Here is a 23,403-nt window from a genome sequence, read left to right on the forward strand (position 1 = left end):
CGCGGGACCCTTCATTCAATCGTCCGGACCGTGAAATGACGTATGCGTACCATCTGTTATTTCCCTCACCACCCGGACTGTCCGAAATTCAAAGAGACGTTGCCTAATATTGGCCAGGACACGACACACGAGGGGAGCGGTGACCGTGCGAGGGGACTTCAGGGAACCTGCGAGACCGCGCCCCGACCTGGTCATCGGCCGGGAGGAACTCTTCGCCGCGGCACGCGAGCAGCTCTCCGACGGCGGCAGTGTGCTCGTCCACGGGCCCGCGGGAATAGGAAAGTCGACCGTTCTGCGGGCGCTGGCCGCCGAATGCGCCGAATCGGCGCGGACCGTGTTGCGTTGCTCGGCCACCGAGTCCGAATCCCATCTCCCCTTCCTCGCGCTGGCCGACCTCCTCGGTCTGGTCGTCGACGAGATAGCCGACCGGCTGCCCGCCCCGCAGCGCACCGCCCTGGAGTCGGCGCTCACCGGCCGCGGTGAGTCCACCCTCCAGCGCGACGGTCTGGCGCTGCGGCTCGCGGTGCTGTCGGCGTTCCGCGCACTGGCCGCGCGCGGACCGGTGCTGATCGTCGCCGACGACCTCCAGTGGCTCGACCCGGCCAGCGCCGAACTCCTGGGCTTCGCCGCCCGCAGGCTCGGCGGCACCCCGGTCCGCATGCTCACCGCGGTCCGTACGGAGACCGAGCCCCAGGCACAGGACCACGACCGCTTTCTGCGCGCGTCCGTCCCGGAGACCCTGGCCCTGCGGGTCGCCCCGCTGGCCCGCGCCAAGGTGGCCGAACTCCTCGCACAGCGCGGCTACACCGGCCTGCCGCGCTCCACCGTGCGCGACATCCACCGCACCAGCGGCGGAAATCCGCTCTTCGCGCTGGAGCTGGGCCGTGCCCTCGCCGAGTCGCCGACCCGGCCGAGCCCGGGCGAACCGCTCCCCGTACCGACCTCGCTGCGGGCGCTCGTCCTCAGCCGTCTGGACATGCTGTCCGCCGAGGCCCGCCGCACCCTGCTCGTGGTGAGCGCCGGCGCCCGCCCGACCCTGGCCCTGCTGCACGCCGCGGGCCGGGAGAACGCGGAGGCGGAGACCGCCTCGGCCGCCGCCCTCGGGCTCCTCGCCACCGAACGCGAGACACCGGGCATCCGTTTCGCGCACCCCCTGGTCTCGGCCGCCCTGTACGCGGAGGCCGACGCACAGGAGCGACGCGCCGCGCACTCCGCGCTGTCCCGCGCGGCCTCCGATCCCATCGAGCGGGCCCGGCACCTGGCGCTGGCCACCACCGGCACGGACCCCGCGGTCGCCGCCCGGCTCGGCGAGGCCGCGGCCGCCGCCCGTGACCGCGGCGCTCCCTCCGTCGCCGTCGGGCTCGGCCTGCTCGCCGCCCGGCACACCCCGGCCGGCACCCGGCCGGGCGCGGACGAACGGCGCCTCCAGGCGGCCGAGGACGCGCTGACGGCCGGGGAGACGGACCTCGCCCGGGACATCGCTCGCCAGGTGCTGTCACGAGCCACCGCCCCCGCCGAACGGGTCCGGGCCTGGATGGTCGTCGTCGACTCCGCTGGACAGGCCATGGCCGAGATCGACGCCGTCTTCCCGCAGGCGCTCGCCGACGCGGGCGACGACCCCGGCCTCGTCGCCCTGGTGCGCTACCAGCTCGCCTGGCGGGCGCTGCTGATGGACGGTGAGATGACCAAGGCCCGCGAGGAGGCCGCGCGGGCCGCGCGGCTCGCGGCGCGCGCCGGTGACCGGCGCACGGAACTCCTCGCACTCGGTTTCCAGGCGCAGATGGAGACCCTGATGGGGCACGCGGACGCGCCCGCGACCATCCAGCGGGCCATGCGCGAGCCGCAGGACCCGCGGGTCGCCTGCGACCACAACGGGGCCGGCGCCGCCCGTTTCCGCTGGCTCATCATGGGCGACCGGCTCGCCGAGGCCCGTACGGCCATCACCGCGCTGCTGCGCGAGGTGCAGCGGCGCGGCATGGTCGAGAGCGAACTGCACTTCCTGCGCGGCCTCGCCGAGACCGAACTGCGCTCCGGTCACTGCGGCCGTGCCCTCGACCTGGCCCGGGAGAGCCTGCGGCTGGCCCGCGACACCGGCATCGGCGAGGCGGCCACCGCCATGTTCACCTCGCTCGCCGAGGCGGCCGGCGGTGACGTGGACCGCGCGCTCTCGCTCGCCCACGAGGCCGTGGACCGCGCCGAGGACGACGGCGACCTCGTCTACCTCTCCCGCGCCCTCGGCGCCCTCGGGCACGCCCAGCTCGTCGCCGGGGACGCGTCGGCCGCGGTCCACTCCCTGCGCCGGGTCCGGGAGCTGGAGGAGAGTCTCGGTGTCATCGACCCGGCCCGGGGCCGCTGGCACGGGGATCTCGCCGAGGCCCTGGTCCGGATCGGTGAGGTCGCCGAGGCGCAGGACGTCATCGACGTGACCCGCAGGCGCGCACTGCGGCTGGAGCGCGAGAGCGTGCTCGCCGTGCTCGACCGCGCCGAGGCGCTGGTGCGGGCCGCGCGCGGGGAACAGGGATCCGCGGAGCGCCAGTTGGCCTCCGCGCAGGACCGCCTCGGCAAGCTGGGCTACGGCCTGGAGGAGGCCCGTGCCGCGTACGCCCTCGCCGGGCTGCGCGCCTTCCCGCACGTTCCGGGGTCCGCGCGGGCGGGCGGTACGGCCGTGCCGGGGCCCACCTCCTACGACGAGGCGGCCCGGCTGTTCCGCCGGTGCCGGGCCCTGCCCTGGCTCCGGCAGGTCGAGTCGGCCGCCGCGCACCCGCCGGCCGCGCCGCCGCTCGCCCCCGCCGCCCTCGACACCCTCGCGGCCACCGAGCGCCAGGTCGCCGCCCTGGTCATGGAGGGCGCCACGAACCGGGAGATCGCCGGGCGCCTGTTCATCAGCGTCAAGACCGTCGAGGCCACGCTCACCCGGGTGTACCGGAAGCTGGGGATACGGTCACGGGTCGACATCGTGCGGCTGGCGGCGGAACGCAGGCCCGACTGACGCTCCCCCGGCCCCTTGGGCGACACCGGGACCGAACCGCCTGCGGAGGCCGTCGGGGCCGGGCCGGTGGCCGTCGGGAGCCGCGCGGGCCCGGCGGCGGTACGGGCCGAAACGGTGACGCGGGGCACGCGGGAAGCGGCCGGACCGGTGAGACTGCGGGCCGGAACGGTGACGCTCCGGCCGACACCGGTAGAGCTCCCGGCCAGGGCGGTATGGCTGCTGGGTGACTCCTTCGGGTGAACGTGCGCCGGACGGGCGGGCCCGCCTGGCCGGGACCGACCGGACGGCGCCCGTGTCAAACACGGTCCGCGCCCCGCAAGGGTTTTCCCTCCCCCGTCTCCACTAGGGGGTTCCCTCATTGGGAGAGAGCGGTCACACCCCCTAGCGTGTGGGCGTGCCGCTCGCTCGGGCCTACGACACCCCATCCAGAGGTGCCGTGACTCCCCCCACACACACCCGTGCGTCCCCCCACCGGCAACTTTCAAGGAGACCGATGTTCGGGCTCATCCGCCTCAAGAACAGCGCAGCCCTTTGTGCGGCGACCGCCGCGGCAGCCACGACCACGCTGCTCGGAGCCCCGTCCGCCGCGGCCGTTCCCCAGCCCATCGTCGGCGGCACGACGACCACGACCAGCGCGTACCCGTTCATGATGCAGATCACCGACGCCAGGCAGAACCAGTTCTGCGGCGGCACCCTCGTCGCCCCGGACAAGGTCGTGACCGCGGCCCACTGCATGTCGGGCGAGACGACCGGCAGTATCCGTGTGGTGGGCGGGAGGACCTTCCTCAACGGCACGGACGGCACCGTGGGCACCGTCGGCAAGATCTGGATCAACCCCGACTACACGGACGCCACCGACGGCGACGACGTGGCCGTACTGACCCTGACCACGCCGATGCCGTACACCCCGGCACCGTACGTCTCCGGCTCCGACACCGGCGTGTACGCCACCGGCGCCGAGGCCCGCATCGTGGGCTGGGGCACCACCTCGGAAAACGGCACGTCCTCCAACCAGCTCCGCACCGCGACCGTCCCGATCGTGTCGGACTCCAGTTGCGCGGCCTCGTACGGCTCCAACTTCGTTGCCTCCGACATGGTCTGCGCGGGTTACGACGCCGGCGGCGTCGACACCTGCCAGGGCGACAGCGGTGGCCCGCTGCTCATCAACGGAGTGCTGGCCGGCATCACCTCCTGGGGAGAGGGCTGCGCGGAGGCCGGCTATCCGGGGGTCTACACCCGCCTGACGACGTTCTCCAGCCTGGTGACCGAGCAGGTCGACTCGTAGGGAACGATGATCTCCTGAGTACCCCTCAGGTAAAAGCCGAGGGGCGTTGCGAGCCTCCACGAGCGGCCCGCAACGCCCCTCATCCAATGCCCCTCGGCCGAGGGCGCGCTCCCGATACCTGCCGGCGGACGGCTTCCCCGCGTCGCACCCCGTCCGCCGGCATCTCAGGGCCCCGCGACCGTGCCGAACCGGATGTCGTGGTCCTCGCCCGCGTGCATCGTCGCCAGCATCCGCTCCGCCTCCGCGACGACCTCGCCGCGCCGCGCCCCGGTGAGCCTGCCGAAGGGTTCGACGACCAGCGCGCCCTCCTCCAGCTTCCACAGGCCGGACACGAAACCGTCGACGAGCAGGGTGCGGTAGGCCTGATTGCCCCGCCACGTACGCCCCTTGAGGTCCGCGGGGACGACCCGGGAGCGGTCGGCGTGGGACAGCAGCAGGTTGTCGAACTCGGGCAGGAAGCGGGGCGGGGCGGGGGTGTCCGGGTCGGGCCGGGACGCGTCGGGCAGGTCGAACAGCTCCACTCCGTTCTCGTCGCGGAACACCGCCAGAGCGGGCCGCAGCCGCTCGAAGACCTCGCGGAGCCGGGTGAGGCCGGCCCAGGTCTGCATGTCCTTGACCGAGGCGGGACCGAAGGCGGCGAGATAGCGCAGCACGGTCGCGTCGGGCGCGGGGGCGGGTTCGGCGGGGCGGCCCAGCCAGTGCTCGGCGGTGGTGAGGGCGACCTGGCCGCTGCGGCCCCACAGGCCGCGCGGGGTGACCTGGACGAGGGGCAGGGTGCAGCGGGCCGCGACGGAGAGGGCGAAGGGGTCGGCTTCCGGCCACTGGGCGAGCAGTGCCTCCCGGAGCTGTTTCATGGTGCGCGGTCCGCTCTCCACCAGTTCGCGGCCGATCGCGGCGAGCCGGTCCAGGTCGACGCCGGTGAGGCCCTTGCGGAACTGGCCCAGCTCCCGGTCGCGGGCGGCCTGGACCAGCGGACGCAGGGTGAGGGCGTCGTCGGCGGTGTGCGTGTGGATGGTGGAGCGCATGGTGACGATGCGGACGACGTCACGTTCCTCCATGGCCGTCGACAGGTGCTCGGGCCGGAAGCCGTCCAGGCGGGCCGCGAGGGCGTAGTACGGCGGCTTCACGTTCTGCGCCTGGAGGCCGAGGAGGTGCTCGACGGCGGCGGTCGCGGCCGTCGGGGAGCGGCGCAGCAGGAGCTGACGGTCGAGGGTCGCGCGGTTGAGGGCGCGGGTGCCGAGCACGGGGGCCGTCGCGGTCGTCCTTGTCATACCCGGCACGCTATTCCCCCTCGCGGACACCCTCTGTCCGCGACTCCCGCCCGGCCCGTCCCACGGAACACCGTCCGGTGACGGTACGCGGGCCGTTTGCCCCGTATATCCTGCTCGGAGATCGCGCAGACGTACGTTCGACCCTGGAGGCAGCCGCGATGTCCGAGCGACGCGCACGCTCAGCCTCGGACGACCGCAGTGGTCCGGGGGACACGGACGGCTCCGGGGAGGCGAGGGAGCCCGCGAGCCCCGGGGGGCGAAAGCGCTCGAGGGACGCGCGGAAGTCGCTCTGGCGGCGCGCCCTGACCCCGCCGTCGTCGTCGCCGCCCCCGAGGCACACACCGCCGCGGGAGGCGCCGCCCGAGGCGGAGCCCACCGAGGTCGTCAGCGTCGTCCAGTCCGCGCTGTACCGCGACGGGGTACGGGTGTCGACGCCCGCCTCGCTGGCCGAGACCTTCCGCGAGCTGCGCGAGCAGCCGGACGGCATGGCGTGGATCGGTCTGGCCCGTCCGACGGCGGCCGAACTCCATTCGCTGGCCGCCGAGTTCGATCTGCATCCGCTGGCCGTCGAGGACGCGATGGAGGCGCACCAGCGGCCGAAGCTGGAACGCTACGGGGAGACGCTCTTCGTCGTCCTGAGCGCCGCCCGCTATCTGGACGCGGCCGAGGAGGTCGACTTCGGCGAGCTGCACGTGTTCGTGGGGCCGGACTTCGTGATCACGGTGCGGCACGGCGCGGCACCGGACCTCTCGGCGGTACGCCGCCGCATGGAGGGCAGCCCGGAGCTGCTGCGGCTCGGCCCGGAGGCCGTCCTCTACGCGATCCTCGACTCCGTCGTCGACGGTTACGTCCCGGTGGTCTCCGGCGTCCAGAACGACATCGACGAGATCGAGACCGAGGTCTTCCGCGGCGACCCCGCCGTGTCCCGCCGCATCTACGAACTCTCCCGCGAGATGGTCGAGTTCCAGCGGGCCACCCGCCCGCTGGTGGGCATGCTGCACAGCCTGATGGCCGGCTTCGCCAAGTACCGCACGGACGAGGAGCTCCAGCGCTACCTCCGTGACGTCGCCGACCACGTCACGCACACCAGTGAGCGGGTGGACGGATTCCGCCAGGCGCTCACCGACATCCTCACGGTCAACGCGACGCTCGTGACCCAGCAACAGAACGCCGAGATGCGGGCGTTGGCGGAAGCGGGCTTCGAGCAGAACGAGGAGATCAAGAAGATCTCGAGCTGGGCCGCCATCCTCTTCGCACCGACTCTGGTCGGGACGATCTACGGCATGAACTTCAGTCACATGCCGGAGCTGCACTGGGTGTTGGGCTATCCCTTCGCGATCGTGCTGATGGCGGTGGTGTGCACGAGCCTCTACATCGTCTTCAAACGGCGCGACTGGCTCTGAGCGACGCCGAGGGCGACGGTTCCACATCGGCCGGTTTGCCGAACTGTGCTCTGTGGAAGGCCTGTTGAGGCTCGTCGATCGTCAACGGCCGCCCGCCGAGGAAGTGCTGCTCAAGGGCACGGTGGGGTCAAAGCGCCCGGAGGGGGACAACCGTCGGCGGAACCGGCACCAAATCTTGAACACAAATTCCACACATCCCCCTCTTCATAGCGGCCCTGATGGTCTAGATTGACCGTGCTTCAGCTGTTCGGACATGAGGCGACCAATAATGATCTATAGGTCCGGCGCCAGGAATGCCAGCATTGGCCTCCTGGACGCCAGACACGGGGGCGGTCGGTCCTCGGAACCCTGACGGGTTCGGGTGCGGGGAGCACCCGGCTTCTCCACGGGGATTCCGGACACACAGCGCGGCGCGGGAGGCGGGGGCCTCCCGGGGGGAGGAACAGCGCGGCGCGGCACGGGGGGCGGGGGTGCCTCCCGGTGGCGAGAAACAGTGTTAGGCGAACACGTCGAACCACTGGAACCTGGGGGGTTCTGTGCGGCAAGGGGGACTAGTACGTCCGTTTCCGTCTGCGCGCGAGCGTCTGACGGACGGGGCGATGCATCAGCCTGCGACCGACTGGGAGCAGCGTTACCGCCGTACCGTGATCACGAGTGACATGGTCGCCACGGCCGTCGTCGTGGCGTCCATCGGCAACTTCTTCGGTGCCCGGGACGCGGCCAACTGGCATGAGAAGTGGGGCATCCTCGCGTTCGGCACCGAACTGCTGGTGCTGGGGGCACTGGCGGTGAGCCGTGCGTGGGCTCCGGCCGTCTTAGGCCAGGGCGCGGAGGAATTCCGCCGGCTGGGACGCTCGCTGTTCGCGGCGACCGTGGTCCTGGCGCTCGGCGGGATCGCCCTCACCTCGCGCAACATCAAACTCTGGATCTTCGTCGCGATCCCCGCGATCGCGATCGTGACCATGACGGTGCGCTATCTGCTGCGGCTGTGGCTGCACAAGCAGCGGAAGGAAGGCCGGTGTCTGCGACCGGTGCTCGCCGCCGGCAGCCCCGCCACCGTGCGCGATCTGGTCACCCGCACCCGCAAGTTCCCGCACCTCGGCTGGCGGGTGGAGGCGGTCTGCACGACGGACGGTCACGGATTCGACGGTGACCAGCTCGACGGAGTGCCGGTCGTCGGCCGGCTGGCGGACGTCGCGAACCATGTGCACCGCGACGGCTACCGCGTCGTGGCGGTCACCCCGGACCCGCACTGGTCGCCGGACCGGCTGCAACGGCTGGCCTGGAACCTGGAGGGCAGCGACGCGGAGATGGTCGTGGCCCCCGTGCTGATGGAGGTGGCCGGTCCGCGGCTGCACGTCGACGCGGTGCTCGGGATCCCGCTGCTGCGGGTCAGCATGCCGACCTTCACCGGCGGCCGCCGCGCGGTCAAGGTGGTCGTCGACCGGCTGGGCGCGGCCGTCCTGCTGCTGCTGTTCGCGCCGCTGATGGTGCTCGTCGCCCTGCTCGTGATGCTGGACAGCCGGGGCGGAGCGTTCTACCGCCAGCGCCGGGTCGGCAAGAACGGCCGCGAGTTCACGATCCTCAAGTTCCGCACCATGGTCTCCGGGGCCCACAAGGCGCGTGCGGAACTGGCCGGCCTCGACGAAGGTGCCGGCCTGTTGTTCAAGGTCCGCCGGGATCCGCGGGTGACCCGGGTCGGAGCAGTGCTGCGCCGGTACTCGATCGACGAACTCCCGCAGCTTCTCAATGTGTTGGCCGGATCGATGTCGCTCGTCGGTCCGCGGCCTCCGTTACCGGAGGAGTCCGCCGCGTACGGCCCGGACATCCGGCGGCGGCTGCTGGTCAAGCCCGGGCTGACCGGCCTGTGGCAGATCAGCGGACGCAGCGACCTGTCGTGGGAGGAGGCGGTGCGGCTGGACCTCCGGTACGTGGAGGACTGGTCGCTCGCCCTGGACACAGTGATCTTGTGGAAGACGCTGCGTGCGGTGCTCTACGGGCAGGGGGCCTATTGATGCGCGGAGGGCGTCGTCCGGCAGGTGCGGGTACGGCAGACCGCAAGGGTCTGCCCTGGGGGAGGAACGGGTCATGAAGGTCAGCGTTTTCGGGCTCGGCTACGTGGGCTGTGTGTCGGCCGCGTGCCTGGCCGGCCAGGGCCACGAGGTCATCGGCGTCGACGTCAACCAGGTGAAGGTCGACCTGGTCAACGACGCCAAGGCCCCGGTGGTCGAGGAGGGGATCGGCGAGCTCGTCGCCGACGTCGTGGGGAGCGGGGCCTTACGCGCCACCACCGACGTCCGTGACGCGATCGCCAACAGCGAGGTGTCGCTGATCTGCGTGGGCACGCCCTCGGAGCCCAACGGCAGTCTGTGCACCACGTACTTGGAGCGGGTCACCGAGGAGATCGGTGCCGCGCTGGCCGAGCGGGGCGGCCGGCACACCGTCGTGTTCCGCAGCACCATGCTCCCGGGCACCTGCCTGAACCTGCTGCTGCCGATCCTGGAGAAGTACGTCGGCGGGACGGCCGGCGTGGACGTCGGGGTCGCGGTCAACCCGGAGTTCCTGCGCGAGGGCACGAGCGTGCGGGACTTCTTCGACCCGCCGAAGACCGTCATCGGCGAACTCGACGCGGCGAGCGGCGACGTGGTGGCGGCACTGTACGAGGGCCTGCCCGGCGAGGTGTTCCGGGTGCCGATCCCGGTGGCCGAGGCGATCAAGTACGCGGACAACGCGTTCCACGGCCTCAAGATCGGTTTCGCGAACGAGCTGGGCGCGGTGTGCCAGGCGCTCGGGGTGGACTCGCACCAGGTCATCGACGTGTTCCTGGCCGACCGCAAGCTCAACATCAGCCCGGCCTACCTGCGGCCCGGCTTCGCCTTCGGCGGCTCGTGCCTGCCCAAGGACCTGCGGAGCCTGGTCCACGCGGCGCAGCGGGCCGACGTGTCGGTGCCCATCCTGTCCCACGTGCTGCCCTCTAACGCCGACCATCTGCAGCGTGCGGTGGAGCTGGTGGAGCGCACCGGCAAGCGCAAGGTGGGCCTGTTCGGGCTGTCCTTCAAGCCCGGCACCGACGACCTCCGCGAGAGCCCGCTGGTCGAACTGGCGGAGCGGCTCTTCGGCAAGGGCTACGACCTGCGCATCCACGACGCCAACGTGAGCCTCTCGCGGCTGCTCGGCGCGAACCGCGAGTACATCGAGACCCGGCTGCCGCACCTCGCGCAGCTCCTCGCGGACTCCGTCGACGAGGTGCTCGAACACGCCGAGGTCTGCCTGGTGGGGACGAAGGACCCGGCCGTGCTGTCGGCGCTTCCCCACGGCGACGGTCCCGTGATCGTCGATCTCATCCATCTCCCCGACGCCGACGCGCGCCGGGCCGAACCGGGATACATGGGCCTTGCTTGGTGACTCGACCAGCGGCGACCGGCCTGGCCGGCGTGCGCTGATCCTGGTGGAGAACCTGTCGGTGCCGTTCGACCGACGGGTGTGGCAGGAATGCACGACCCTGCGCGACGCGGGCTGGACGGTGCACGTCATCTGTCCTCAGGGCAGCAAGCGGGACACGGAGCCGGAGGCGGTGATCGACGGGGTGCGGATCCACCGCTACCCGTTGCGCGCCGCCACCGGCGGGCCGGCCGGCTATCTGCGGGAGTACGGATCGGCGTTGTGGCACACCATGCGGCTGGCCCGGAAGATCGGGCCGGTCGACGTGGTGCACGCCTGCAATCCGCCCGACCTCCTGTTCCTGCCGGCGCGCTGGCTGAAGCGGCGCGGTGCGCGGTTCGTCTTCGACCAGCACGACCTGGTGCCCGAGCTGTACCTCTCGCGGTTCGGCCGCGGCGAGGACCTGCTCTACCGCGGCGTGTGCGCGCTGGAACGGATGACCTACCGGGCCGCGGACGTCGTGCTCGCCACGAACGAGAGCTACAAGGACACCGCGGTGCGCCGTGGCGGCCGGCGGCCGGAGGACGTCTTCGTCGTGCGCAGCGCGCCCGACATCGACCGGTTCCACCCCGTGCCGCCCGAGCCGGAGCTGAAGCGCGGCAAGCCCCATCTGCTGTGCTATCTCGGGGTGATGGGACCGCAGGACGGCGTCGACTACGCGTTGCGGGCCCTCGCGAAGCTGCGCGACGAGGTCGGCCGGACCGACTGGCACGCGGTGTTCGTCGGTGGCGGCGACACCTTCGACGCGATGGTCGAGCTGTCGCGGGAGCTCGGGCTGGCGGACCAGGTGCAGTTCACCGGGCGCATCCCGGACGCGGATCTGGTGCGCTACCTGTCCACGGCGGACGTGTGCCTCTCCCCCGACCCGCACAACCCGCTCAACGACGTGTCGACCATGAACAAGGTCCTCGAGTACATGGTGATGGGCCGGCCGCTCGTCTCCTTCGACCTGCGCGAGGCCCGCGTCTCCGCCGGTGACGCGGCCGTCTACGCGCCGGCCAACGACGAGAGCGAGTTCGCTCGGCTCGTCGCGCTGCTGCTGGACGATCCGGAGAAGCGGGCCCTGATGGGCAAGATCGGCCAGGAACGGATCAGCGGCCCGCTCTCGTGGCGGAACTCGCAGGCGTCCCTGCTCGCCGCCTACGCCGCGGCCTGCGGCGACGACGCTCCGGCGGGCGGCCCGGACCGTGCACAGGGCGGAGGCCGCACCGTTGAACGATGACACGATTCGCCTGGTCACGATCGGCCGGATCATCCGTCGGCGCTGGCGGCTCCTCGCCGCGCTCGCCCTGGTGGGCGCGCTCGCCGGATACGGCACCTCGCTGCTCTTCCCGCCGCGCTACACGGCGTCGGCGTCGGTCCTGCTGCCCGGCGCCTGGGAGGAACGCGAACTGCTGACCCAGCAGGAGATCGCGACCAGTTCGGTGGTGGTCGACGCGGCGGCCGACGCGCTGCACTGGACCGGGGCCGCCAAGAGCGACCTGCGGGACCAGGTGGGCGCGAAGACCGCCGACGGCAACATCATCAAGATCTCGGGCACGGCCGACACCCCGGAACGCGCTCAGCGGGTCGCCGACCAGGTGGCCCGGCAGTTCGTCACGTTCGCCGCGCGGGTCGCGGACAACAACACCGACCCCGACACCGCGGCGCAGCGCGAGGCCCTGCAGCAGACGGTGATCCAGACCGGCAAGCGCATCACCGAGCTGGCCGACGCCGCCGATCCCGGCCAGACCGTGGAGAGCGTGCAGGCCCGCACGGAGCTGGAGAAGCTGCGCACCACGCTCCAGGAGGCCCTCAGCAAGCTGGACCAGGCCGACCCCGCCGCCGCCAAGGCCAACATGGTCGTCATGGGCTCGGCCCCCCGGCCGACCGGCGAGGCACCGCCGACGCGGATCCAGCTCGTCGTCGCCGGGGCGCTGCTGTTCTTCCTCCTCGGAGTCGTCGGCCATCTCACCGCGGCCCGCATGAGCCGCCGGCTGCGCACCCAGCCGGAGATCGCCGCGGCGCTGAACGCGGAGCTGCTGGGCACCGTCGACGTGCCCGCCGAGCGGCCCGCGCACCGGCCGGAGGACGGCGGCTCGCGTGCGGGGATCCGTCGCCTGCTGGGCGTCGACGTCCGCTGGGACATCCCCGCCCCGCAGGCCTCGGTCGACGAGGTCAGCCGGCAGATCCGCTACCAGCGCGTGTGCGCCCGGCTGCGGGACCGGCTGCCGGCCCCGCGGCGGCTGCTGGTCCTCGTCCCGGACGGCGACGAGACCGCCCGCCTCGCGGCCGGCCGGCTCGTCGCCGAGGCCGGAGGCGATCCGGTCCTGCGGACGGTGGGGGTCTCGCCGTCCCAGCCGCTGGTGCCGGACCGCGGCAGCGAGTCCGGCGCACTGGTCGTGCTCAGCCCCGGCAACTGGACCGCGGCCGAGCTCGCCGGAATCGCCGAGGCCTGTGCGGACGCCAAGCACGAGGTCGTCGGCGTCGTCCTCGCCGGCATGGTCCGCGCCGTCGCGGCGCGGTCCGCCGGCCGTCCCCGGAACGCGGCCCCGCCGTTGCTCGCGGTCGGCCACGACGTGAAGGGAAGTTCAGGGTGACGACGAGTACGACATCGGAGTCGTCGGCCTCCGCTCCGCTGCTGGACCTGCAGGCGCTGGTGGTGGCGGTGCGCAGACGGCGCCGCTTCTGGTGTGCCGCCGGAGCGCTGGGGCTGCTCGTGGGCGCGGCGGTGGCGGTCCTGCTGCCGGCGCCGCCGACCGCGGTGACCAAGGTCCTGGTCGCGCACCAGGAGGACCAGCCGAACGACCCCGGGACGCTGATCCGCACCGACGTCGCGCTGCTCCAGACCACACGGATCGCCGGCGAGGCCCTGAAGTCCCTGCACTCCTCGGAGAAGCCCGAGGACTTCATGCGGGACTACTCGGGGGTCGGGGTGACCAACAACCTGCTGCAGATCACGGTGACGGGTGACAGCGACGCACAGGCGGAGGCCCGCGCCAAGGCGCTGGCGGACGCGTTCGTCGCGGACCACGTGAAGCGGATCCGGTCGGCCGCGGACGCCGAGGCCAAGGCCCTGCTCGACCAGCGTGACCGGTTGCAGGGCGAACTCACCAAGGTCAACAAGGCGATCGGGGACGGTTCCGCGCAGAGCGGGCCGACGGCGTCGGCGGACCTGGAGTCCCTCTTCGCCCGCCGGGCCGAACTCACCTCGCGCATCACCGATTTCGGCCAGCGCGCCGCGGAGGCCCGCATCGGCACGCCGCAGCTCATCGCCGGCACACAGATCGTGGACGCGCCGAGCGCGGTGCGCGCCTCGCTGCCCAAGGCCGCCGCCACCAACAGCGCCATCGGGCTCGTCCTCGGCCTCGTCCTCGGGCTCGCGGTGGCCGCCGTCGGTTCGGTCGTGGCGGACCGCCCGGTGCTGCGCCGGGAGATCGCGTCGAACCTCGGCGCCTCGGTCGTCGCCGAGCTGCCCCGTCGCAAGGGCCGGCTGGGGCGGCGCCGGCGGGTGCGGGTGGCACGCGAACGGCTCACCACGTCGCTGGCGCGCACCGCGCGCGGCTCCGCGGAACCGGTGTCGCTGCTCGAACTGGGCTGTGCGCGCGGCACGAGCGCGATCGCCCTGGACCTCGCCCGGGCGCTGGCGGCGGACGGACCGGTGGTCGTCGTCGACGGCCTGCCGGGCCCCCAGCTCGCCAAGCGCCGCCCGAAGCCGGGCGACCCGACGGTGGTCGGCGCCGAGACCGCCGGGTCCCTGCCGCACCAGGACCGCAGGGTCGGGGTCGGCTCGGTGGCACCGGGCACCGCGTGGACCGACCTGCGCCACCTGGGCACGCGGACCGTCCTCGTCGTACGGGCCGGGCACGGCAGTTCGGCATGGCTGCACACCGTGGCACGGCAGCTCGCGGACCAGCGGATCGCGGTGATCGGAGTCGTGCTGATCGACCCCGATCCGCGTGACCGGACCGACGGCACGCTGTGGGACGGGCTGAGCACCGCGCTGCGCGGCCAGGACGAGCGGTCGGCACGGCAGAGCGGGACGGCCCGGCGGACGGAGCGGCAGCCCATGTGGGCCGCCCGCGTCCCGGACAGCGACCAGGAGGCACGGTAGGACATGTGTGGCATCGCGGGTACTTACCGATGGCCCGACGGCAAGGCCGTGGCCGACCGGCTCACCGAGACGCTCGCCCACCGGGGTCCGGACGGGTCGGGCCACTACAGCCACGCCGCCGGTGACGGCGAGGTGCACCTCGGGCACCGCCGGCTGGCCATCATCGACCTGTCCGAGACCGGCGCCCAGCCGATGGTCTCGAACGGCCTCGTCCTGACGTACAACGGCGAGCTGTACAACGCGCCCGAGCTGCGTGCCGAGCTGGAGGCCGCGGGGGTGCGTTTCCGCGGCACCTCCGACACCGAGGTGCTGCTGGAGGCCTGGCGGCGCTGGGGCACGGACTGTCTGCCCCGGCTGCGCGGCATGTTCGCCTTCGGCGTCTTCGACGAGCGGACCGGTGAACTGACGCTCGCCCGCGACCAGCTCGGCATCAAGCCGCTGTTCCTGCTCCGGCGCGGCGGCGGCCTCGTGTTCGCCTCCGAGCTCAAGGCGCTGGCCGCCGTGACCGGCGGGTCGCTGGAGGTGGACCACGCGGCGCTGGTGGCGTCGCTGCTGTACTACTGGGTGCCGGACTCGCGGTGCGCGTTCCGCGAGGCGGAGAAGCTGCCGCCGGGGAGCTGGATCCGGTTCCGGCCCGACGGCGCGGTGCAGCGCGGCCGGTACTGGAACCTGCGGGAGGTCGCGGCCGAGGGCCGGGAGTGTGCCCTCGCCGGCGACGTGCCGGACATCGCCGCCGTCGTCGAGGAGTCGACCCGGCGCCACCTGCTCTCCGACGTGCCCGTGGCGACCTTCCTCTCCGGGGGGCTCGACTCCAGCTATCTGACCGCGCTGGCGGCCCGCGACCGGCCCGGGATCTCCGCCTACACGATCGGGTTCCGGGCCGAGGACGCCAAGTTCGAGGCGATGCCGGACGACCTGCGCTACGCCCGGCAGGTGGCCGAGCAGTTCGGCGTCGACCTGCACGAGATCGAGATCGCCCCGGACGTGCTCGACCTGCTGCCGCGGATGACGCACCATCTGGACGAGCCGATCGGCGACCCCGCAGCGATCAACACGTTCCTGATCTGCTCGGCGGCCCGGGAGGCCGGGGTCAAGGTGATGCTCTCGGGGATGGGCGCCGACGAACTGTTCGCCGGCTACCGCAAACACCTGGCCAACGTGATCGCGCTGCGCTACCAGCGGGTCCCGCGGCCCCTGCGGCGCGGTGTGTCCGCGGCCGTGGACCGGCTGCCGGTCGCCTCGGCCCGCCGGGGGTACCGCTCGGTGCGCTTCGCCAAGCGGTTCCTGTCCTTCGCCGATCTGCCGGAGGAGACCGCGTTCCGGCGCAGCTACACCATGTACGACCGGGCCGAGCTGCTCGACCTGATCGATCCGGACCTGGCCGGGACGGTCGACGACGTGCTGACCGAGCACGCGGACGTCTACGAGGACAACGACCTCGACGACTTCGTCAACCGCATGTGCCTGGGCGACGCCCGGATGTTCCTGCCGGGCCTGAACCTCGCCTACACCGACCGGTCGAGCATGGCCGCGTCGACCGAGGTACGGGTGCCGTACGTGGACGTCGAGGTGGTCAGGGCCGCGTTCGCGGTGCCCGGCGACCGCAAGATCGTCAAACGGCAGGGCAAGGCCGTCCTCAAGGAGGCGGCCACCTCGGTCCTGCCCCGGGAGATCGTGTACCGGCCCAAGGGCCTGTTCAGCGCCCCGCTGCGGGCCTGGATGAGCCGGGATCTGGCGCCGCTGGTGCGCGAGGTGGTGAACGACGGCGAGCTCGTCCGGTCCGGGCTGCTGCGCCGCGACGCGCTGGCGCGCATGGTCGCCGAGGACGCCTCCGGGCAGCGGGACTTCTCCAAGCACCTGTGGCATGTGCTGACCCTCGAGTACTGGTATCGCGACGCGACCTCCGGGGCCGGACGGCACTCTCCCGTGCATGCGTAGAGACAGCGACGGCGTAGAGACAGTAGAGACAAGAGGACTTCGGTGAAACAGGTCGTACAGAACTACAAGAGCGGTGAACTGGCGCTGCTCGACGTGCCGGTGCCGGGATGCAAGCCGGACGGTGTGCTCGTCCGCAGCGCCTACTCGCTGATCTCCACCGGTACGGAGCTCATGAAGGTCTCCGAGGCCGGCATGTCGATGCTGGGCAAGGCCCGTTCCCGGCCGGACCAGGTCGCCAAGGTCATGCAGAGCGTCGCCACCAACGGGGTGCCCGCCACGTACCGCAAGGTGATGGGCAAACTGGACTCGTACACGCCGCTGGGGTACTCGCTGTGCGGGGTGGTCGAGCAGGTCGGCGCCGGGATCGACGACGTGAAGGTCGGCGACCTGGTGGCCTGTGCCGGCAACGAGCACGCGCTGCACGCCGAGCTGAACTGGGTGCCGAAGAACCTCTACGCCCCGGTGCCGGACGGTCTCGCGCCGCGGCACGCGGCCTTCGGCACCGTCGGGTCGATCGCGATGCAGGGTGTCCGTCAGGGCGAGTCGCGGCTCGGCGAGGTGGCGCTGGTCATCGGTCTCGGTCTGATCGGGCAGTTGGTCGTGCAGCTCCTCACCGCCTCGGGCGTCCGTGTCGTCGGGGTCGACCCGGACCCGGCGCGCTGCGAGCTGGCCGAGCGCCTGGGCGCGGCGGCCTGCGGCGACCCCTCGTCCGCGGCCGTGGAGAACTCCGTCGCCGAACTCACCGGCGGCCACGGCGTGGACCAGGTGTACCTGGCGGCCGGCGGCGGCAGCAACCAGCCCGTCGAGCTCGCCGCCCGGCTCTGCCGTGACCGCGGGCGGGTCGTCGACATCGGCAAGTGCCGCCTCGACCTGCCGTGGAACGCGTACTACGAGAAGGAACTCGACGTCCGGTTCTCCCGCAGCTACGGACCCGGCCGCTACGACCCGGAGTACGAGCTGGAGGGGCGGGACTACCCGATCGGCTATGTGCGCTGGACCGAGCGCCGCAACCTTGCGTGCTTCCTCGACCTCGCCGCCCGCGGCAGGGTCGACGTGGAGCCCCTGATCTCCCACATCGCCGCGTTCGACGAGGCCGTCGAGACGTACCGGAGCCTGAAGGAAGGCGAACTGAAGGCCGTGGCCGTGCTGTTCCGATACCCGGAGCAGGACGCGGAGGCGGAGAGCACGGAGACCCCGGCGACCGCACCGGTACTGGCCGTGCCCGCGGTGAAGCGGGGCGGCGGCGAGGGGGCGTCCGCTCCGGTCCGGGCCGCGAAGACGCCGGTGCGCCTCGCGTTCGTCGGCGCGGGCAACTACGCGACGTCGATGCTGCTGCCGCATCTGGCGCGGCGCGACGGCGTCGAACTGTCGACGGTCGTCACGACGACGGCGCTGTCCGCGGCCAACGCGCAGCGCAAGTTCGGCTTCGCCGAGGCGACCACCGATCTCGACGCGGTGCTCGGCGACAAGTCCATCGACGCGGTCTTCGTGGTCACCCGGCACAGCTCGCACGCCGAACTCACCCGGCAGGCGCTGCTCGCCGGCAAGACCGTGTTCGTGGAGAAGCCGCTGGCCCTCACCGAGGAGGAGCTGGCCGGCGTGCTCGCGGCGGTGGAGGAGTCCGGCAACGACCGTCTGCAGGTGGGCTTCAACCGCCGGTTCTCGCCGCTGCTCCAGGAGGCCCGGAGCCGGTTCGGCGACCGGACCGGTCCGGCGAGCCTGCGCTATCTGGTCAACGCGGGCCGGCTGGCGCAGGGGAGCTGGTACCTCCAGCAGGGCGCCGAGGGCTCGCGGTTCGTCGGCGAGGGCGGGCACTTCATCGACACGGCGAGCTGGCTGCTCGGCGCCGACCCGGTGTCCGTGTACGCGGTCGCCTCCTCCGGCAACGAGGACCTCCAGGTCGTCCTGCGCTACCCGGACGAGTCCACCGCCACCATCAGCTACGTCACCTCGGGCGCGCCCGGCTTCCCCAAGGAGACGCTGGACCTCGTCGCGGACGGCAAGGTGCTGCGGCTCGACGACTTCGTCCGTGCCTCGGTGTACGGACGCAAGCGGTGGGTCAGTTCGCGGCTGCCGAAGGCCCGGGACAAGGGCCAGTCGGCCGAACTGGCCGCGTTCGTCAAGGCCGTCAGGACCGGCGGTCCGATGCCGGTGCCGCTGGAGTCGCTGGTGGCCACCACGGCGGCCACCCTCGCCGTGCGGACCGGCCTGGCCGGCGGCGTGCCGGTGACACTGGCGGGCGCCCGATGACCATGAGCGCGGGCTGGTACCTGCGCCGTCTGTCCCGGATGGGGCCGCTGGAGGTCTCCGGCCGGGCGGGCGACGCGGTCCGCAGGCGGCGGTGGCGTGCGGCGCCACCGGACTGCCCGGACGTGACCGGCGCCCGGTTCACCGCCTCGCTGCCCGCGGGCACGCTCGCCGAGGTGGCGCCGGACGCCGTGAAGCGTCTGGTCGCCGAGGCGGACCGGCTGATGGACGGGCACGCCGAGTTCTTCGGGGTGGAACGCGACGACCTGGCCGACCCGGACTGGTCGTACGACCCGAAGACCGGACGCCGGGCCCCGCAGGTGTACGCGTTCGACGTGCCGTACCGCGACGAGGACGCGGTCGGGGACATCAAGCAGATCTGGGAGCCCTCCCGGCACCAGTACCTCACCGTGCTCGCCGCCGCCTACGCCCTCACCGGGGACGAGCGGTACGCCGAGCGGGTCGCCGGGCATCTGCGGTCGTGGTGGGAGGCCAACCCGCCGCTGCAAGGCGTGCACTGGACCAGCGGCATCGAGCTGGGCATCCGGCTGCTGTCCTGGGTGTGGGTGCGCCGGCTGCTCGACGGCTGGCAGGGCGCGGCCGCCCTCTTCGAGGACAACCCGGTGGCGCTGAACCAGATCTGGCACCACCAGCGCTGGCTGGCCGCCTTCCCCAGCCGCGGGTCCTCGGCGAACAACCACGTCATCGCGGAGACCGCCGGGCAGTTCGCCGCGGCCTGCGCGTTCGGATGGTTCCCCTCCTCGGCGCGCTGGCGGTCCGACGCCCTGCGGTCGCTGGAGCGGGAGCTGCGGGGCAACACCTTCCTCTCCGGCCTCAACCGGGAGCTGGCCACCGAGTACCACGGCCTGGTCCTCGAACTCGGTCTGGCCGCCGTGGCCGAGGCGGACGCGGCGGGCGTCCAGGTCCCCACGACGGTTCGGCTCGTGCTGCTGCGCATGACGGACGCGCTCGCGGCCGTCGTGGACAACCGGCTGCGGCCACCGCGCCAGGGCGACGCGGACGACGGCCACGGTCTGATCGTGGACGGCGCCGGCACCGACCGCTGGGCCTCGCTGCTCGCCACCGGGGACGCCGTGTTCGGCCGGCTCGACTGGTGGCCGACGGTGACCGGGACCGACGTGCGCACCCCGCTGCTGGCCGCGTTCATCCGGCCGTACGCGCGGAAGGACACCGCACCGGCCGTGGCCCGGCCCGCGGAACGGCCCGCCCATTTCGCGGACGCGGGCATGACCGTCCTGCGCGGCCCGGAGGAGATCTGGGTCCGCTGCGACGGGGGTCCGCACGGATTCCTGTCCATCGCCGCGCACGCCCACGCCGACGCGCTGTCCGTGGAGGTCCGGCACGACGGGGTCGACGTGCTCGCCGACCCGGGCACCTTCTGCTACCACGGGCAGCCCGAGTGGCGGCGGTACTTCCGCTCCACGCTCGGTCACAACACGCTGGAACTCGACGGCGGTGACCAGTCCGTCTCGGGCGGCCCGTTCCTGTGGACCCGGCACGCCCGCAGCCGCGTCCTGGTCGCGGACGCCTCCGGCGCCCCGGCCGGGGGAACCTCCCGCTGGTGCGCCGAGCACGACGGCTACCCGGGCTCGGTGCACCGCCGCCTGGTGGAACTGGCGGCCGGGAGCCGGGAGCTGACGGTGTTCGACGAGGTGCGCGGCCCGCGCCGGGACGTACGCCTGGCCTTCCACCTGGGCCCCGCGGTCACCGCGGAGCTGGAGGGCGACCGGGCGCGGCTCACCTGGGCCGCAGACGGAGAGGAGCGCTCCGCGGAGCTCGACCTGCCCGCGCGGCTGACCTGGCGGGCGCACCGCGGCGAGAGCGAACCGCCGCTGGGCTGGTACTCCGCCGGCTTCGGGCGCAAGGAACCCGCCACCACGCTGGTCGGCACCGGCGTCGCCGAGGGCACGCAGGGGTTCACCACCGTACTCAGGTTCCACGGCTAGGGAGGAAGGACGCTTGGCGATCAACTGGCGGCACTGGGCGCTGCCGGCCGCGCTGCTGGCACTGGCCCTGCCGGCGGCGACCGGCTGCGACAGCTCGCAGGACGCGCGGCTGAAGCCGACGGCCGGGCCCTCGTCGTCCGTGGCCCGGATGTGCGCCAAGCCCGCGGCCGGACCGGCGAAGGCGCCGGCGGGCGCGGTGACGGTCGACCCCTCGAAGCCCGGTGACCTGGCGGAGAAGACCAAGAAGAGCCCGGCGAACACCACGTTCTGGCTCGAGCCGGGCAAGCACCGGCTCGAGGCGGACCGCTACGCCCAGGTCCTCCCGAAGAAGGGGGACGTCTACGTCGGCGCGCCGGGCGCGGTCCTCGACGGCCGCGGGACCAACCAGTACGCGTTCGCCGGCACGGCCCCCGACGTCACCATCCGCTATCTGACCGTGCAGGGTTTCGTCGCCCCGCGCGACGAGGGCGTGGTCAACCACGACTCCGCCGACGGCTGGGTCATCGAGCACGCGACGATCCAGCACAACTCGGGTGCGGGCCTGATGGCCGGGGCCCGCCAGCAGGTCCGCGCCAACTGCCTGCGCGACAACGGCCAGTACGGCGTGAACGCGTACAAGGGCAGTGGCCGTATCACCGGCCTGGTGCTGGAGGGCAACGAGATCGTCGGCAACAACACGGACGACTGGGAGCGGAAGCGGCCGGGCTGCGGCTGCACCGGGGGCGTCAAGTTCTGGGCCGTCGACGGCGCCGACATACGCGGCAACTGGGTGCACGACAACCGCGGGACCGGGCTGTGGGCGGACACGAACAACAACGACTTCCTCATCGAGGACAACGTGCTGGAGGCCAACGACGGTGCCGCGCTGATCTACGAGACCAGCTACAACGCGGTCGTCCGCGACAACATGATCCGCCGGAACAACTGGGTCGAGGGCCGCAAGTACGCGGACCGCGGGGACAACTTCCCGTTCGCGACCGTCTACATCTCCGAGTCCGGCGGCGAACCGCGGGTCCACGCCCGCACGGACAGGATCGAGATCTACCAGAACGTGCTGAAGGACAACTGGTCCGGGATCACCCTGTGGGAGAACGCCGACCGGTTCTGCAACAGCCCGGCCAACACCTCGTCCGGGGACTGCACCTTGCTGGTGAAGGACATGCACCGCTGCGCCCGGCCGGGGATCGCCGCCGAACCGCTCTACACCGACTGCCGCTGGCGGACCCAGCGGGTGGACATCCACAACAACCGCTTCGCGCTGGACAAGTCCGTCGTGGGCTGCACGGTCAAGTGCGACCGCATGGCGGTACTGGCCAACTACGGCACCTACCCGGACTGGTCCCCGTACCAGGGCGAGCGGGTGGCGGAGGCGATCACCGGGAAGCAGCACAACCGCTGGCACGACAACACCTACGTCGGACCGTGGAGGTTCGTCGCCCACGACCCGAGCCGGGTGCTCGACTCCGGCCAGTGGCAGGAGGCGCCGTACCTGCAGGACGCGGGCAGCACCTTCCGCAGCCAGGACGGTGGCTGAGATGAACACGGACCGCACACCGAAGATCATCGGGACCGTCTGGGGACTGCTGATCCTCAACACCCTCGGGTCCGCCGGGGCGAAGACGATCGTCCCGCTCCCCCGCTCGCTCATCCAGATGGTCACCATGGGCGCGCTGGTCACCGCGTTCGCGCTGGCCCTCGCGGTCAATCTCCGGCTGCGCATCCGGACCAGCGCCTACCTGTTCCTGCTCACCCTGCTCCTGGTGATGAGCGTGATCTCCAGCATGCATCTGGAGTCCGGGTTCGGCGCCCTGTTCCGCTGCTTCCGGCTGGCCCTCTTCGTCGGCACGCTGTGGCTGGTCAGCCGCTGGTGGGACGGCGACGAGACGTTCGTACGGCATCACATCCGGATGTATCTGGCGGTGCTCGGGACGGTGGCCGCCGGTCTGGTCGCCTCGCCCGGCGCGGCCCTGCCCGACCTCTACGGCGGACGGCTGGTCGGCGCGCTCTGGCCGCTCACCCCGCCCCAGATCGGGCAGTACGCGGCGGTCATCATCGGACTGACCGTGCTGCTCCTGCTCGGCCGCCGGACCGACCGGACCAGCGCGGCGGTGGTCATCGTGCCCTCCCTGGTCCTGCTGGCCCTGACCCACACCCGCACGGCCACGCTCGGACTGCTCCTCGGGCTGGCGCTGGCGATCGGCTCGCTCATCCTCACCAGCGGCGCCGCCCGCCGGTTCTTCACCTGGGCGGTGACGATCGGCACGGTGGCCGCGGTCGGGTTCGCCTCCGCGCTGCAGACGTGGTTCCTGCGCGGACAGAGCCAGGAGAACTTCTCCAGCCTCACCGGCCGGGCCAAGGTCTGGCACGCCCTGCTGGCGGAGCCCCGGTCGACCACCGAGTACCTGTTCGGCGCCGGTCTGGGCGACAAGTCCTTCGACGGGCTGCCCATCGACAACAGCTGGCTGGCCGTCTTCAACGAGCAGGGAGTGATCGGCGTCGGGCTGGTGGCCGCGATCATCGTCGTGCTGGGCGGTGTCGCGCTGCTGCGGCCGCCGTCGCTGTCGAGGGCCTGCGCGATCTTCCTGATCAGCTACTGCGCGATCGCCTCGTACACCGAGGCCGGACTAGGCGACGCCTCGCCGTACCTGCTGCACCTGGCCGTGGCCGCCTCGCTGCTGGCGACGCCCGACCGGGCGGCTCCCCCGCCGGGACCCCGGCTTCCCCGACGACACGTCCCGCGATGGGCCCAGCGAACGGAGGCGATCTGAG

13 protein-coding genes and 1 pseudogene are annotated in these 23,403 nt (G+C 72.4%); 13 read left to right on the forward strand and 1 reads right to left on the reverse strand.

Annotation, left to right across the window (positions count from 1 at the left end; all coding sequences use genetic code 11):
* Positions 1–139 precede the first annotated feature (139 nt).
* Together ACFRIC_RS22445 and ACFRIC_RS22450 are read left to right on the forward strand one after the other, a co-directional pair.
* Positions 140–2,989, forward strand: a complete 2,850-nt coding sequence (locus tag ACFRIC_RS22445; protein ID WP_382788374.1) for an AAA family ATPase — start codon at positions 140–142, stop codon at positions 2,987–2,989.
* Positions 2,990–3,482: 493 nt separating this feature from the next.
* Positions 3,483–4,274 (forward strand): S1 family peptidase, encoded by a 792-nt coding sequence (locus ACFRIC_RS22450; RefSeq protein WP_382788376.1) that lies wholly within the window; start codon positions 3,483–3,485, stop codon positions 4,272–4,274.
* Positions 4,275–4,438: 164 nt separating this feature from the next.
* Here the strand turns inward: ACFRIC_RS22450 and ACFRIC_RS22455 are convergent, their stop codons facing one another.
* Positions 4,439–5,545 (reverse strand): winged helix DNA-binding domain-containing protein, encoded by a 1,107-nt coding sequence (locus tag ACFRIC_RS22455; RefSeq protein ID WP_382788378.1) that lies wholly within the window; start codon positions 5,543–5,545, stop codon positions 4,439–4,441.
* A 158-nt stretch (positions 5,546–5,703) separates the two neighbouring features.
* Here ACFRIC_RS22455 and ACFRIC_RS22460 point away from each other — a divergent pair, with 158 nt between their 5' ends.
* The 11 genes and pseudogenes from ACFRIC_RS22460 (at position 5,704) to ACFRIC_RS22510 (ending at position 23,402) form a co-directional block, all read left to right on the forward strand.
* Complete coding sequence (locus ACFRIC_RS22460; protein WP_382788380.1) at positions 5,704–6,948, forward strand: magnesium and cobalt transport protein CorA; 1,245 nt, start codon at positions 5,704–5,706, stop codon at positions 6,946–6,948.
* 536 nt (positions 6,949–7,484) lie between these two features.
* Positions 7,485–8,963 (forward strand): sugar transferase, encoded by a 1,479-nt coding sequence (locus tag ACFRIC_RS22465; protein WP_382788382.1) that lies wholly within the window; start codon positions 7,485–7,487, stop codon positions 8,961–8,963.
* 73 nt (positions 8,964–9,036) lie between these two features.
* Complete coding sequence (locus tag ACFRIC_RS22470) at positions 9,037–10,353, forward strand: nucleotide sugar dehydrogenase (RefSeq protein WP_382788384.1); 1,317 nt, start codon at positions 9,037–9,039, stop codon at positions 10,351–10,353.
* Positions 10,343–11,604: pseudogene (locus tag ACFRIC_RS22475) on the forward strand (glycosyltransferase family 4 protein). The gene ACFRIC_RS22470 and the pseudogene ACFRIC_RS22475 overlap by 11 nt, the downstream one beginning before the upstream one ends.
* Positions 11,601–12,968: a Wzz/FepE/Etk N-terminal domain-containing protein gene (locus ACFRIC_RS22480; protein WP_382788386.1), complete on the forward strand. Its 1,368-nt coding sequence runs from the start codon at positions 11,601–11,603 to the stop codon at positions 12,966–12,968. The pseudogene ACFRIC_RS22475 and the gene ACFRIC_RS22480 overlap by 4 nt, the downstream one beginning before the upstream one ends.
* Positions 12,965–14,482 carry a Wzz/FepE/Etk N-terminal domain-containing protein gene (locus ACFRIC_RS22485; protein WP_382788388.1) on the forward strand — a complete coding sequence of 506 codons (1,518 nt, stop codon included), beginning with the start codon at positions 12,965–12,967 and terminating at the stop codon, positions 14,480–14,482. The genes ACFRIC_RS22480 and ACFRIC_RS22485 overlap by 4 nt, the downstream gene beginning before the upstream one ends.
* A 3-nt stretch (positions 14,483–14,485) precedes the next feature.
* Positions 14,486–16,420 (forward strand): asparagine synthase (glutamine-hydrolyzing), encoded by a 1,935-nt coding sequence (gene asnB, locus ACFRIC_RS22490; RefSeq protein ID WP_382788390.1) that lies wholly within the window; start codon positions 14,486–14,488, stop codon positions 16,418–16,420.
* A gap of 42 nt (positions 16,421–16,462) precedes the next feature.
* Entirely contained in the window at positions 16,463–18,670 is a 2,208-nt protein-coding gene (locus ACFRIC_RS22495; RefSeq protein ID WP_382788392.1) for a bi-domain-containing oxidoreductase, read from the forward strand.
* Positions 18,667–20,634 carry an alginate lyase family protein gene (locus ACFRIC_RS22500; protein WP_382788394.1) on the forward strand — a complete coding sequence of 656 codons (1,968 nt, stop codon included), beginning with the start codon at positions 18,667–18,669 and terminating at the stop codon, positions 20,632–20,634. The genes ACFRIC_RS22495 and ACFRIC_RS22500 overlap by 4 nt, the downstream gene beginning before the upstream one ends.
* Positions 20,635–20,647: 13 nt before the next feature.
* Positions 20,648–22,168, forward strand: coding sequence for a right-handed parallel beta-helix repeat-containing protein (locus ACFRIC_RS22505; RefSeq protein ID WP_382788396.1), 1,521 nt, complete (start codon positions 20,648–20,650; stop codon positions 22,166–22,168).
* A 1-nt stretch (position 22,169) separates the two neighbouring features.
* Positions 22,170–23,402: an O-antigen ligase domain-containing protein gene (locus ACFRIC_RS22510; RefSeq protein ID WP_382788398.1), complete on the forward strand. Its 1,233-nt coding sequence runs from the start codon at positions 22,170–22,172 to the stop codon at positions 23,400–23,402.
* Position 23,403: the final 1 nt, after the last annotated feature.

The organism is Streptomyces sp. NPDC056738, from assembly GCF_042790435.1.
Lineage (GTDB): Bacteria > Actinomycetota > Actinomycetes > Streptomycetales > Streptomycetaceae > Streptomyces.

Coding starts and splice junctions, on each gene's coding strand:
- ACFRIC_RS22470 (WP_382788384.1), top strand. CDS start 9,037: ATGAAGGTCAGCGTTTTCGGGCTCGGCTACGTGGGCTGTGTGTCGGCC.
- ACFRIC_RS22455 (WP_382788378.1), bottom strand. CDS start 5,545: ATGACAAGGACGACCGCGACGGCCCCCGTGCTCGGCACCCGCGCCCTC.
- ACFRIC_RS22510 (WP_382788398.1), top strand. CDS start 22,170: ATGAACACGGACCGCACACCGAAGATCATCGGGACCGTCTGGGGACTG.
- ACFRIC_RS22500 (WP_382788394.1), top strand. CDS start 18,667: ATGACCATGAGCGCGGGCTGGTACCTGCGCCGTCTGTCCCGGATGGGG.
- ACFRIC_RS22450 (WP_382788376.1), top strand. CDS start 3,483: ATGTTCGGGCTCATCCGCCTCAAGAACAGCGCAGCCCTTTGTGCGGCG.
- asnB (WP_382788390.1), top strand. CDS start 14,486: ATGTGTGGCATCGCGGGTACTTACCGATGGCCCGACGGCAAGGCCGTG.
- ACFRIC_RS22460 (WP_382788380.1), top strand. CDS start 5,704: ATGTCCGAGCGACGCGCACGCTCAGCCTCGGACGACCGCAGTGGTCCG.